We start from the raw sequence: 13,636 nt of genomic DNA, 5'->3' as shown, positions 1-13,636 counted from the left end.
CTCCTCGCTACCGCACAAACCGAAAGATGCGATTGAACCTCGGAATCCCGAACAGGTCGCCCTCACCTTTCTCCCACGAGAAATAGATGAGCACCGCTTTCCCGACGATGTGATCCATCGGGACGAAGCCCCAGAACCGGCTGTCTTCGGAGTTGTCCCGGTTGTCGCCCATCATGAAGTAGTAGTCCTGGGCGAAGGTATACGTGGTGGCGGGGCTGCCGTCGATGAGGTACACGCCGCCGTCGCCGCGCCCGGTGGTGTGCCCCTCGTACCGTCGGATGACCGTCTCGTATTCGGCCCACGTCTCCGGCGTCAGCGTGACGGTCTCGCCCTTTGCGGGGATGGACACCGGCCCGTAGTTGTCGGGGGTCCAGCCGCGACCGGGCGGATACATGAGGTCGCTGTAGCCGGGGTCCGTGGCGATGGCCGGCTCGACGCGCTCGACCCACGGCCACGACTCGATCACCCGAACGGCCTCCGGCGTCGCGTTGACCTGCGCGATGTTCGAGTTCGGCGGATCGATGAAGCCGTCCGGAGCCACGCCGAGCTCTTCCAGCTTCGAGCGAGAAAGCCGCACGCTCGGGCTGCTCTTGTAGACGATCCATCGTTGTTGCATGCCTTCCATGAGTGGCAGCGGCTCGCCGTCGACGTGGACGACCTTGTCGCGCACCTCCAGCGTCTCGCCCGGCAATCCGATGACCCGCTTGATGTAATGCGTCTTTCGCTCGATCGGCGCCTCATCGACGGGATAGTTGAACACCACGTCGTCGAGCCGCTGGACCTCGGAGAAGCCCGGCAGGCGCGTCCACGGCAACTCGAGGCCTTTGAGATAAATCTGCGTGAACGGGACGCCGAGCGTCATGGGCGTGCGCGTGCCGTAATGCAGCTTCGAGACAAAGATGAAGTCGCCGACGAGGAGGTTGCGCTCCATCGAAGGCGTCGGGATCTTGAACAGGTCGAAGAAGAGGGTGCGCACGATGAGCATCACCACGGCGGCGAAGACGAGCGCATCGACCCATTCGCGCACCTTGCCTTTCTTCGGCGGCCCCTGCTCGGACGGCCCCTTGACGCGATCGCGCGTTTTCTGGCGGTTCGCCCGGCGCCTCTCCCGTTCCTTTTGCCTTTGTGTTTTCGTTGCCAAAATCCTTATCCGTTTTCCGCCGCAACCGTCGGGCACGGCGCCGTTCCAACTGTCTGTGTTCGTCTCTGCCTCGATGCGGATCTTTTAGCCGCGCCGTGACCGATCCCGGTTCAACGTGACAACCGCCCCGGCTGTTCGCCGCGGAGGCATCAAAATCCCGCGCGGCTCACCTCGTCGGCCCTCGGAGCCGGGGACGCCCGCGAAAAAGGGCCGGCCGCGCGATGCGGCGGAGAAAAAACGCCTCGCCGTCGAAGCCCGTGAGGAACCAGGTCTGCGTGTCGTACTGATAATAATAATCGACGTACGGCGAACGGGTCTCATCCGCAACCAGGTCTCGGAGAAACGTCTCGCGGAGGTCGAATAGCAGGTTCCGAAAGCGATGGTCCGTCGCCGTGACGAGGCCCCGTTCGAAAGGCCCGTTGACGTCCATCAGGATGAGCGGGATCGTGTCGTTGACGATGAACCAGTATTCGAACTCGACGAACTCCTCGCGCGTGCGGTGCTCGAGGCTGTCGAGCTCGACCACCGTCTTCGTGGGCGGGCCGAAGTGCGCTTCGAGGCGCGCTCGAAGGTCCTGCGTCCGGAGCGTATCGAGGGGCGAGAAGGTGTTGCTCCCGAGAAAGGCCCACTTCGTCTCGCGGAAGGTTTTCTCGAACCAGTGGCGCTCCAACTTCTTCATCAGCCGCCACCGCTCGACCCGGAAGGGCGGAGCCGCGACTTCGGCGGGCGGCGCCGGAGGCGTCGGGCGACGGGCGAGGAGCCACGCGCGAACCGTGTCCGCCGCCGAGGGAACGGGCGTCGGCGGCAGGGGCTGCATCCGGAGCGCATGCCGACGCTGAAGCTCCAGCGCCTGCTCACGGATCCGCTCGGTGAGGTACAGGTCGATGAGCGTCTGCCCCCGCGTCGGCTGCGCGGCGACGCACACCGGCACGAGCCACACGAGAAGCCGGACGAGACGCATCGCCCCCCCGGAAAAGCCGGCGGCGCGCGGCGTCCGAGATCGCTTCCCGCTCTCCCCCATACGATCCCCGCTCAGTCTTCCATGGAAAGGACGGCGAGGAAGGCTTCTTGCGGCACCTCCACGCGCCCGACCTGTTTCATCCGCTTCTTCCCCTCCTTCTGCTTCTCGAGCAGCTTCCGCTTCCGCGAGATGTCGCCGCCGTAACACTTCGCCGTCACGTCCTTTCGCATCGCCTTCACCGTCTCCCGCGCGATGACCCGCGTGCCGATGGCGGCCTGAAGCGCCACCTCGAACATCTGACGCGGAATGAGCTCTTTCAGCTTGCGCGTGAGCTTGCGGCCCATCTCGTACGCCTTGTCCCGGTGGACGATGGTCGAGAGCGCATCGACCGGCTCGCCGTTGATCATCACGTCGAGCTTGACGAGCCGGCTCGGCCGGTATTCGATGAATTCGTAATCGAACGAGGCATAGCCCCGGCTGACGCTCTTGAGCTTGTCGTAAAAGTCGAAGATGATCTCGGCGAGGGGCATCTCATAGATCAGCCCGGCGCGCTCGGGGTCGAAGTATTCCGTGTTGATGTAAACGCCCCGCCGGTCCTGGCACAGCCGCATCAGGTTGCCGATGTACTCGCTCGGCGTGATGATCTCGGCCTTCACATACGGCTCTCGAATCTCGGCGATCTCGCCCACGGGCGGCATGTTGCTCGGATTCTCCACCACCTCGACCGTGCCGTCGGTCTTGACGACCTCATACTTTACGTTCGGGACGGTGGTGATGATGTCGAGGCCGAATTCACGGTCGAGGCGTTCCTGGATGATCTCCATGTGGAGCAGGCCGAGGAAACCGACACGAAAGCCGAAGCCGAGCGCCACCGACGTCTCGGGCTCGTACGTGAGCGCGGCGTCGTTGAGCTGGAGCTTGTCGAGCGAGGCGCGGAGGTCCTCGAAGTCGTCGGCGTTCGTGGGATAGACGCCGCTGAAGACCATCGGCTTGACCTCCCGAAACCCTTCCACCGGCGCGTCGGCGGGATTCTGCACGAGCGTGATCGTATCGCCGACGCGGGTGTCGTGCACGTCTTTGACCGAGCCGATGACGTACCCGACTTCCCCGGCGCGCAGCACGTCCCGGGACTCCATGCCCAGCTTGAGGATGCCAACCTCTTCGGCCACGTACCGTTTCTCGTTCGACATGAAGAGGATCTGATCGCCCTTTCGAAGCGTGCCCTCGAAGAGCCGGGCATACACGATGGAGCCGCGATAGGTGTTGAAGACCGAATCGAAAATGAGCGCCTTGAGCGGAGCCTCGGGGTCGCCCTGCGGCGCGGGGATCCGCGCGACGATCTTTTCGAGCAGTTCCGAGATGCCCTCGCCCGTCTTCGCGCTGATATGAAGGATGTCCTCGGCGGGCTCCCCGATAATGCTCTCGATGGACTGCGCGACCACGTCCGGGCGCGCCCCCGGCAGATCGACCTTGTTCAGGACCGGAATGATTTCGAGGTCGTTTTCGAGGGCGAGGTAGAGGTTCGAGATCGTCTGCGCCTCGATGCCCTGCGCGGCATCCACGACGAGGATCGCGCCTTCACACGCCTTGAGCGCCCGCGAAACCTCGTACGTGAAGTCGACGTGGCCGGGCGTGTCGATCAGGTTGAGCACGTACTGCTCGCCGTCCGGCGACGCATAGTTCATGCGAATGGCGTGGCTCTTGATGGTGATGCCCCGCTCGCGCTCCAGGTCCATGTCGTCGAGGACCTGCGCGTGCAGCTCGCGCTCGGTGAGCGTGCCGGTCCATTCGAGCAGCCGGTCGGCCAGGGTGCTTTTCCCGTGGTCGATGTGCGCGATGATGCAAAAATTCCGGATTTTGCTTTGATCGTAGGGCATTGAGCGCCGAGATGAAGAGAGAGGCGTGAAGACGGTGGAGTCGTCCGCTATTATTCGGCGGCGACCGAAGGGGTTCCATCCGGAGGCGGCCCCGGCACGCGCGCAACGGCGATTCGTCGATATTTCGCTGCCGGACCCGCCGGCCGGGACAGAACCTTCGCCGTACGACCGGGTTTTATGGATGATTTCAGAGCCTGCGCGCCTCCAATGCCGCCCGCTTCCCGACGGCTCCGGCTCTTGCGCTCATCCTATCCGCGGGGATTGGGTACTGCCGATGGTCCCGGTGTATAACCCTTGACCGCAGACAACGCATGCAATCAATTTCAGAGGAGCAATTTCGCGCCTGGGGTGACGGCTTGCGCCGTTCCGATCGTGCGGCTTACGCCTCTGTCTTTGATGCCACCTACGACGCGCTTTTTCGTTTCGCCTGGTACATCACGCACGACCGCGAGGCTTGCTACGACATCTTGCAGGACGTCTTCGCCAAGCTCTGGCACGTGCGGGAAACCATCGATCCGGATCGCTCGCTCAAGGCGTTGCTGTACCAGATGGTTCGCAATTATGCGCTGAACCATGAGCGCCGGAAGAAGCGCCACGCGACCACCTCGCTCGACGCGATGCCGGTCGAACCTTCTGAGCATCAGTTCGTGGAGGAAAACCTCGATGCCGATGCGCTCAACGATCGGGTTCGACGATGGATCGCCGAGATGCCGGAACGCAGGCGTCTGGCCTTCGAGCTGAGTCGATTCGAGGGGCTCAGCCACGAAGAGATCGCGGCGCGCATGAATCTCGCGCCCAAAACCGTTAACAATCATATCGTTCTCGCGCTTCAGCACTTGCGGTTGCGTCTGGAGACCTACCGCCGGGAAAGCGAGAGCTTACGCACATGAACGAGCGTCCGAACATACCGAGCCTGCCGCCGGAGGTGGAAGCCCACTTCCGCTCGGAAGCCGGCGGCGATCCCGCCGCGATGGGTGAGGTGTGGACGTTGTGCGCGGACGCCCGCCCGGACCTGGCGCCCGACCCGGCGCGCAAACGCGCCGCCCGCGCGGCGCTCCTTGCCGCCGCCGCTCCAGCGCCCGCGCCGTCTCCGCTCGCCGTGGTCGCCGACCGCCTGCGCCACGCCGCCCGCGCCATCACGGCCACACCGCAACGACGGTGGCGCACGGCCGCCGTCTTCGCGACGGCAACCGTCGTGCTCGGCGTCTTTCTCGCGCTTCGCCCGACGACCTATCACGCCCCGGCCGGTGAGACGCTTGCCGTCCACCTCCCCGACGGCTCCACGGTGGAACTCAACAGCGCCTCCACGCTCCGGGTGGCCGGCGCCTTCTCGTGGAAAGAACGACGGGTTACGCTCGAAGGCGAGGGTTTCTTCGAAGTCACACACACCGACGACCCGTTCGTCGTCGAGACGTTCGACGCCGAGACCCGGGTGCTCGGCACGCAGTTCAACGTCCGGGCCCGGCGCACCGACCCGCTCGCCGTCACGCGGGTCGCCGTCGCCTCCGGGAAGGTGGGCGTCCGCGCGAAGCAGGCGCCCGGATCGCGCGTGGTCCTGACCGCCGGGCAATCCGCCTACATCACCGCCTCCGGCGCCGTCTCGCTCCCCGACTCGGTCTCGCTCACGCAGGCCCTTGCCTGGCGCGAGGGCGGGCTCGCCTTCCACGACCAGCCCCTCGGCGCCATCTTCGACGAGATCGAACGGCGCTTCGCCATCGAGATCGTCGCCGACGACGCCGTGCGTGCCAGACCCCAGTCGTATTTCAAACACGCGCCCTTCGAGGCCGAGACGGTCCTCTCCGAGCTGACCCAGATGTCCGGCACGCGGTACCGTCCCATCGCCTCCGGCTACGAAGTCTACGTGCCCTGACCGCACCTCCACCCGTCGGGCGCTCCGTTCTCCCCCTCTTTTATCCCATCTTTGTGCTATTTTTCCCGAAATTCGTCTCCGGCGCGGCGAGCTGAGGAACCCCCCTTTTCCGCCCTGGTTTTTCCGGCGTACGATTGCCCCTCCCGATTCCATGAGCCCCATGGCCTTTGTTCGGATCCGACTTCTCCGCGTCGTATTCGTCGCCCTCGTCGCCCTCGTCACGCTCGCGACCGGACCGGCGGTCGCCCCGGCGCTTGCGCAGACGGAGACGTACGGGTTTGCGTGGCGGGGCGTCCCGATGGAGACGGCGCTTGAACAGCTCATCGCCGCGACCCACATCGATCTGGGCTGGGATCCGGCCCTCACCGCCGGCAAGCAGGTATACTGTGTGATCCGGGATGCGGAGCCGGAGGACGCGCTCCGTTGCCTGCTTCAGGGCACCGGCCTCGATTTTTACCGTCTCTCCACGGGCACGTACGTTCTGGCGGAGATCACGCGGACCGCCGCGCTCTACGGCAACCTCAGCGGGCGCGTGCGAGACGCCGCCACCGGACGCCCCATCCCTTCGGCAAACATCGTGCTCACCGACGCCTCGGCGGGAAGCGCCGCCAACGACGCCGGGTGGTTCTCCCTCGGCAAGCTCCCGCCCGGACGCTATCAGGTGATCGCCTCGCATCTCGGCTATCGGAGCGCCGCGACGGTCGTGGACGTGCCGCCCGGCGGGAACGCGCGCATCGACCTGACGCTCCAGCCCCGGACGATCCTCGTGACGCCCATCGTCGTCAACGGGCTGTCGGCGCGCAACCGTTCGCGCACGCTCGGCCTCGCCCGCTACGACGATCCCGAAACGCCCTCGACGCCCTCTCCCGGCGGCTCGGACGTGCTCGGCCTGCTCGACGCCATGATGGGCGTCCGGGTGAACGATGTCACGGCTGACCTGCACGTGCAGGGCGGCGCCGCCGGTGAGCATCAGTTCCGCCTCGACGGCGTCCCCGTCTTCATCCCGCTGAACGTCACCAGCTTCACCGGACCCTTCAGCCCCTTCGCGCTCGAACGCATCACCGTGCACAAAGCCGGCTTCGACGCGACCGTCGGAAGCCAGATAGCGGGCGTGATCGAGGCGGAGCACACGCTGCCGGCTGCGCGCCCCCAACGCCTCGACGTGCAGGTGGACCCGCTCAGCATTAACGCGCGCGTGGGCCTGCACCACAGGTCCGCGGGCGGCGCCGAGCGGTCGCTGATGATCGCGGGACGGCTCGGGTTGTGGAAGCTCTTCGCGCCGCCGCCGCTTCAAACGCTCCTCCGCGACTGGAACACCATCGACACGTTCGTGCTTTCCGCTTTTGCCGAGCGAAACACGCCGTTTCAGGTGTTCGAGTCCGCCGGGAACCCCGGCCTCGGGTTCCACGACCTCCACGCCGCCGGACGTCTGCGTTTCAATCCCTCGCTCAGCCTGTACTCCTCCGCCTACTGGGGAGAAACGCGGATAGGAAACGATTTTTCGGACCAGTCCTTCCTCTCGCCCTCCCGGGACTTCAACGACGCCCTCCGTTCGATCCCGGACACGTACACCTGGCAGAGCGGTGCGGGGCAGACCCGCTTCGAAGCCGTCCTCGGTCCCCGCACCCTCGCCTCCCTTCAGGCGCGGATGAGCTATTACCGCCTCAACCATACGTTCAATACGCCGGACAGCCTGGCCGCCACCGCGCCGGTAGACGACGGCAACCGCATCTATGAGTTCGGCCTCACCGGCAAGCTCGACCACAACCTCAGCGACCACCAGTACCTCCAGATCGGCGGAGAACTCGTGCGCACGAGCAACCGCTTCTCGCTGGCGGGCGCGCAGTTGCCCATTCGGCACAGTTCCGCCGGGTGGCGCGCGGCGGGCTTCATCGAAAACACCCTCACGCTCGGCACGCACGTGACCGTCGAAGCCGGCAGCCGCTTCACCTTCCTCGACGCCACCGCGAAGGTCTACGCCGAACCGCGCCTCTCACTCCGCTTCGACTGGGCCGACACGCCATACGGCTCGTGGTCGCTGCTCCTCGCCGCGGGGGTCTATCAGCAGTTCGTCAACCAGTTCGACGTCAGCAGCCGGAGCCCGCGCTCCTTCGTGCCGATGACCCGCTTCTGGATGCTCACCGACTCGACGATCTCGCCGCCGCAGGCCCTCCATTACGCGGGCGAACTCCTCTTCATGCCCACACCCGCATGGACGGTTCGGGTCGAAGGGTACTATAAGCGTCAGCGACACATCCTTGCCATCGACTATGCGACCGACGAGGACCTTTCCCTGGACAACCTCCCGCAGCGGGCTTTTCTCAAAGACAGCTGGGGCTTCACCTATGGCGCCGCCGTCCAGCTCGAACGCGACATCGGGGCAGGGCGGGTGCTCGCGCGCTATGAGTACAGCGACGGGCAGCGGAGCATCTCCAGCCTCTTTCGCGGAGAGGTTCACCGCGTCCCCTGGATCGAGCCCCACAACCTGGAACTCCGCCTCGACGTCTCCCCCGTGCGCAACCTGACCTTCCTCGCCCGCTGGCGCGGCGTGTGGGGTCGCACCTGGGGCTTCCGCAAAACCTACTACGACTTCGTCGGCGCTCACCTCGACGACCTCTCCAGCGTGCTGGCCGAGTTGGCCGAGACCGGCGTCTCCTCCGACGCCCGCATCCGCATCGGCAACCAGGTCGTCGGCTACAACCTCGATAAGCCCGACACGCACAAGTTGCCGCCCATCCTCCAGCTCGACCTGAGCCTCGCCTACAACCTTCACGTCGGCGGCGCCACGCTCCAGATCCGCACCGATGTCCTCAACGCGCTCAACCGGACCAACGTGGCCGAATACCGCTTCTTCCTCGATCCGGAAACCTATTTTGCCGACGCCGAGCGCATCCCGCTTCTCGAAGTGGAAAACCGTCCCCTCCTTCCCCGCTACACCTCCGTCGCGCTCCGTGTGAGCTGGTGAGCCGATCCGCTGCTAGGGCGTCTCTTCTCGCCCGCCGCCCGGCTCCGTCAGCGAAGCTCCGCCCGAGACACCGTCTCCGTCCGAGCCATTTTCGGTCGACCGGGCCATCTCTGACGGCTCTGCCCCCGGCGCCGGGGCGCCGTCCGTCTGCGCCGCACGCTGTTCCCCGCCGACGCCTTCCGAAGCCTCAGGCCGCCCCGTCGCCAGCCGCTCGTGAAACTTCTTCTGGAAGAGGAGAATCCCGATGACGCCCGCCACGATCGACATGTCCGCGACGTTCCAGATCGGGAAAAGCGCCACGTAACTCCCCCCGAAAAACGGAATGAAGTCCGGGACGTAGCCCCGCCAGACGTTGACGTGAATGAAATCGACCACTTTGCCGAGAAAGAACGTGTCGTACCCGAGGATGACGCCGTAAAAGATGCGGTCGATGATGTTGCCGAGGGCGCCGCCGAGCACGAGCGCGAGACTGGCCTGATACGGGAAATAGGTGTTGCCCACCTTGAAGATGTACAGCAGGATCAGCAACGTGGCGATGATCGAGAAGATCGTCACCATCGCGGGGGGACCGAACGTGATGCCGAACGCCATCCCGGGGTTTTCGGTGAACGTAAGCTTGAGCCAGTCTCCGAGGACCGGGATGGACTCGTGGGGCAACATCGTATGGAGGACGATGTATTTCGTGACCTGATCGACGAGAATGACCGCTATCGTGATCCAGAGTGCGCGCATAGGCTGTCGAGAGGCAGGCCGGACGAAAAAAGGCGACCCCGGAGGACCAGGACCGCCCTTGGGTACGCCCGTGCCGGGCGGAGGTTACTTTTTCTGCTTGAGTTTGGCTGCGATGGAGATCTCGGTATGCGGAACGGCTTCGAGACGCTCTTTCGAGATCGGCTCTCCGGTGACCTTGCAGATGCCGTAGGTCTTGTTCTCGATGCGTTCGAGCGCCCGCTCGAGGTAGCCGACGTATTTCTGTTGACGTCCGATCATCAGGTACAGCTTTTCGCGCTCCATGGCGTCGGTGCCGGCGTCGGCCATGTGGAAGCTGTATGCGGTGTCGTTCTCCGACTGCTCGCGGGCGTCGGCGAGTTGGCTGCGCATCCGCTCGATGTCTTCCAGGGCCGCCTCCCGCTTTTCCAGAATCAGCTTCCGAAAATGCTCGAGCTCTTCGTCCGTGAAAGGCGTTGGTCGCTTCTCGGCATCCGTCGCCGCACCGGCTACGGGTTGCTCATTTTTTTTCTCAGCCATGATGCCCTATACGATTGTTTCTTCGCTTGAAAGGAAAAACGGTCACGGAAAATACCGAGGCCGGTTCCGCCTCATCCCTCGACCCTCCGCACGCCCACCGTCACTTGCTCGGAATCGATCTCAAAATGCTCGACGAGGTCGCCCCCCGGTCGTTCGGCTTCTTCCAACTCCACAGCCAACGTCTCGTTCCGTATCCAGTCGGCATGACGGCGCACGGCTTCGGCCAGGCGCTCGGTGGCGTGGAGGCGCACCACGATGCGGTCGGTCACGTCATAGCCGGCCTGTTTGCGCAGGTGCTGAATGCGATTGACCGTCTCACGGGCCAGCCCTTCGGCGCGTAGTTCATCGGTGATCGTGGTGTCGAGCGCGACGGTGACGCCGCTCTCCTGCCCGACGAGCCAGCCCTCGATCCCTTCGCTCGTGATCTCGAGGTCGCCCGGCCCGAGTTCGACGCGCTGCCCTTCGACCTCGAGCGTGAGCGCGCCTTCGGTGAGGTATCGCTCGATCGCGGCATCCGTCAGGTTGCGCACGGCCTGATTGACGGGTTTCATCAGCTTGCCGAGCCGCCGCCCGAGCGCCTTGAAGTTCGGCTTAGCGGACCGTTTCACCACCCCGCTCGTGCCTTCGACGTATTCGATGTCCCGGACGTTCACCTCGTCCAGGATGACGTCGCGGCCGCGCTCGACCTCCGTCCGCTCGACGCCCACGCCGGTGACCACGAGGATGCGGGGAAGCGGCTGCCGCACGTTGATGCCCGCCGCATTCCGGAGGGAGAGCACGATGGAAGAGATCGTCCGGGCCAGCCCCATCCGATGTTCGAGCGCCGCATCGACGGCCGCCGCCTCCACCTCGGGGAACGCGGCGAGGTGCACCGACTCGGCCTCCTCGCGGCCCGTCACCTCGTTGAGCGCCCGGTACAACCACTCGCCGAAGAACGGCGCGATGGGGCTCATCAACTTCGCCGTGGCGACGAGACATTCGTACACGGTCTGATACGCAGCCAACTTGTCTTCGGCGTCCTGCGAAGCCTTGGCCCAGAACCGGCGGCGCGAGCGGCGCACGTACCAGTTCGAGAGTTCCTCCACGAAGCGCTCCACGGCCCGGGCGGCTTTCGTCGGGTGATACGCTTCGAGGGCCTCATCCACCTCGGCGACGGTCGTGTTCAGGCGGCTGAGGATCCACCGGTCGAGTTCGGCGCGGCGTGCCACGGGAATGCGCGCCCCGGCATACCGGAACCCGTCGATGTTCGCATACGTGGCGAAGAAGGCATACACGTTGCCGAGCGTGCTGAAGAACTTCCGGAGCGTCTCGCGCAGACCATGCTCGGAAAACTTGAGGTCTTCCCACGGCGGCGTATTGCTCATCATGTACCATCGCACGAGGTCCGCGCCGTGCCGCCGGATGACGTCGAACGGATCGACGGCGTTGCCCTTGCTCTTGGACATCTTCTCCCCTTTCTCGTCGAGGATCAGGCCGTTGACGACGCAGTTCTTGTAGGCCACGCTGTCCATGACGAGCGTGGCGATGGCGTGGAGCGTATAGAACCACCCGCGCGTTTGATCGACGCCCTCGGCGATGAAGTCGGCGGGGAAGCTGCGACGGAAGGCTTCCTCGTTCTCGAAGGGGTAGTGCCACTGTGCGAAAGGCATGGCGCCGGAGTCGAACCACACGTCGATGAGGTCGGGCACGCGCCGCATCGTGCCGCCGCCGGGGGCGGGCCACGTCAGGCGATCCACGTACGGGCGGTGGAGGTCCACCTCCGCGTCATCGGCGGGCAGCTGATCGCCGCACTTCTGGCGCAGTTCTTCGAGCGAGCCGATGACCTCGATGTACTCGGGGTCCCGGTCCGACACCCAGACGGGCAGCGGCGTGCCCCAGTACCGGCGGCGGCTGAGCGCCCAGTCGATGTTGTTCTTGAGCCACTCGCCGAAGCGCCCCGTGCCGATGCCCTTCGGCTGCCAGTTGATCGTCTCGTTGAGCGCCACGAGCCGGTCCTTCACGGCGGTGGTGCGGATGAACCAGCCCTCGACGGGATAGCTCATGAGCGGCGTGCCTTTCCGCCAGTCGTGCGGGTAGTTGTGGAGACAGGTCTCGTGCCGGTAGAGCAGCCCCCGGTCGCGGAGGTCGCGCACGATGACCCTGTCGGCGTCCTTGAACCACATCCCGGCCACGAGTTCGGCCTTCTCGGTGAAGCGCCCCTCGGGATCGACGGGGTTGACCAGGGGCAGGTTGGCTTTCTTCGCCGTCTCGAAGTCCTCCGCTCCGAAGGCGGGCGCGGTGTGGACGATGCCGGTGCCGTCCTCGGTGGAGACGTAGTCCGCCGCCACCACGCGCCAGGCGCTCTCCGGCGGCACGTCCTCGACGAAGTACGGGTAGAGCGGCTCGTACGTGCGCCCGAGCAGGTCGAGCCCCTTGTATTCGGCCACGATCTCGAACGGCTCCTTGATGACGCCGAGCCGCGCGCGGGCCAGGATGAGGTGCTCCGCCCCGCCCTCCGGGTCCTCACGCCGGATCTTCACGTAGTCGATGTCCGGCCCGACGGCGAGCGCCACGTTCGAGATGAGCGTCCACGGCGTCGTCGTCCAGGCGAGGAAGGCCGTGTCCGGCTCCTCCTTCGAGCGGAAACGGACGTACACGCTCGGGTCCTGCACCTCCCGGTATCCGAGGCTCACCTCGTGCGAGGAGAGCACCGTGCCGGAGCCCGGGCTGTACCACTGAATCTTGTAGCCTTTGTAGAGCAGCCCCTTCTTGTAGATCTGTTTGAGGAGCCACCAGACCGTCTCGATGTATTCGGTCTTGAAGGTGATGTACGGGTGATCGAGGTCCACCCAGTAGCCCATGCGGCGCGTGAGGTCGTCCCACAGCGCCTTGTATCGGAGGACGCTCTCCCGGCAGGCCGCGTTGTACTTCTCGATGCCGTACTCCTCCACCTGATGCCGCCCTTCGAGGCCCAGCTCTTTCTCCACCTCGATCTCGACCGGCAGCCCGTGCGTGTCCCATCCCGCCTTCCGCTCGACCCGGAAGCCTTTCATCGTTTTGAAGCGGCAGAACGTGTCTTTGATCGTCCGCCCCATCACATGATGGATGCCCGGACGCCCGTTCGCCGTGGGCGGGCCTTCGTAGAAAGAGAACGTCGGCGCCCCCTCGTGCTGCGCGATGCTCTTCTTGAAGATGTCGTGCTCGTTCCACCAACGCAGGATCTCCTGCTCCAGACCCGGATGATCGAACCGCTTGATTTCCTCGAATGCTTTCATCGATTTCACGCGCGCCGGCCGGCTGTTTTTCGAGATTATGGGGGCATCACAGAAGGTGGAAAATACGAAGAGCCGCCCTGGCGTTTCGGGAAAAAACGCTGAAGCCGGAAGAACCACGCATGCGCCGAAGCGGAGACGGGCGCGTTCGTTTCGGAGACGGAATCGAGCCGGGAAAGGCAACCCTCAGTCGATGCCGAGGTCGAAGCGGCGGCGGAGGTCCTGAACGTAGAGGCCGAGTTCGTTGCGCACCTCGAAGGCCTGTTCGTAGAGCCGCCGGTACACGTCCTCCGGGAGGTACGGGACGTGCTTCATCTCACGGA

At 65.0% G+C, this 13,636-nt stretch carries 9 protein-coding genes; 3 read left to right on the top strand and 6 right to left on the bottom strand.

Features of this window, described 5'->3' with window-relative positions:
- Positions 1 to 7: 7 nt before the first annotated feature.
- The 3 genes from lepB to lepA form a co-directional block, all read right to left on the bottom strand.
- Entirely contained in the window at positions 8 to 1,027 is a 1,020-nt protein-coding gene (lepB, locus tag AC1HIY_RS17180; RefSeq protein ID WP_479578024.1) for a signal peptidase I, read from the bottom strand.
- Positions 1,028 to 1,307: 280 nt separating this feature from the next.
- Positions 1,308 to 2,102 (bottom strand): hypothetical protein, encoded by a 795-nt coding sequence (locus AC1HIY_RS17175; protein WP_479578023.1) that lies wholly within the window; start codon positions 2,100 to 2,102, stop codon positions 1,308 to 1,310.
- A 71-nt stretch (positions 2,103 to 2,173) separates the two neighbouring features.
- Positions 2,174 to 3,979, bottom strand: a complete 1,806-nt coding sequence (lepA, locus tag AC1HIY_RS17170) for a translation elongation factor 4 (RefSeq protein ID WP_479578022.1) — start codon at positions 3,977 to 3,979, stop codon at positions 2,174 to 2,176.
- A gap of 311 nt (positions 3,980 to 4,290) precedes the next feature.
- Here lepA and AC1HIY_RS17165 point away from each other — a divergent pair, with 311 nt between their 5' ends.
- From AC1HIY_RS17165 to AC1HIY_RS17155, 3 genes are all read left to right on the top strand, one after another.
- Complete coding sequence (locus AC1HIY_RS17165) at positions 4,291 to 4,869, top strand: RNA polymerase sigma-70 factor (RefSeq protein ID WP_479578021.1); 579 nt, start codon at positions 4,291 to 4,293, stop codon at positions 4,867 to 4,869.
- On the top strand, positions 4,866 to 5,849 hold the full coding sequence (locus tag AC1HIY_RS17160) for a FecR family protein (protein WP_479578020.1): 984 nt from the start codon (positions 4,866 to 4,868) through the stop codon (positions 5,847 to 5,849). The genes AC1HIY_RS17165 and AC1HIY_RS17160 overlap by 4 nt, the downstream gene beginning before the upstream one ends.
- Positions 5,850 to 6,009: 160 nt before the next feature.
- A complete protein-coding gene (locus AC1HIY_RS17155) occupies positions 6,010 to 8,814 on the top strand; it encodes a carboxypeptidase regulatory-like domain-containing protein (RefSeq protein WP_479578019.1) in 2,805 nt (934 codons plus the stop codon).
- 12 nt (positions 8,815 to 8,826) lie between these two features.
- On the opposite strand, the gene AC1HIY_RS17150 is transcribed toward AC1HIY_RS17155, so the two are convergent.
- From AC1HIY_RS17150 to ileS, 3 genes are all read right to left on the bottom strand, one after another.
- Complete coding sequence (locus AC1HIY_RS17150) at positions 8,827 to 9,546, bottom strand: signal peptidase II (protein ID WP_479578018.1); 720 nt, start codon at positions 9,544 to 9,546, stop codon at positions 8,827 to 8,829.
- Positions 9,547 to 9,630: 84 nt separating this feature from the next.
- Positions 9,631 to 10,062, bottom strand: coding sequence for a TraR/DksA family transcriptional regulator (locus AC1HIY_RS17145; RefSeq protein WP_479578017.1), 432 nt, complete (start codon positions 10,060 to 10,062; stop codon positions 9,631 to 9,633).
- A 71-nt stretch (positions 10,063 to 10,133) separates the two neighbouring features.
- The gene (gene ileS, locus AC1HIY_RS17140; protein WP_479578016.1) at positions 10,134 to 13,316 is read right to left on the bottom strand and encodes an isoleucine--tRNA ligase; all 3,183 of its coding nucleotides are present in this window, start codon (positions 13,314 to 13,316) and stop codon (positions 10,134 to 10,136) included.
- Positions 13,317 to 13,636: the final 320 nt, after the last annotated feature.

This window comes from Rhodocaloribacter sp. (genome assembly GCF_056451265.1).
Note: the sequence above shows the minus strand (reverse complement) of the source record. Positions and strands in the feature narration are given on the sequence as shown.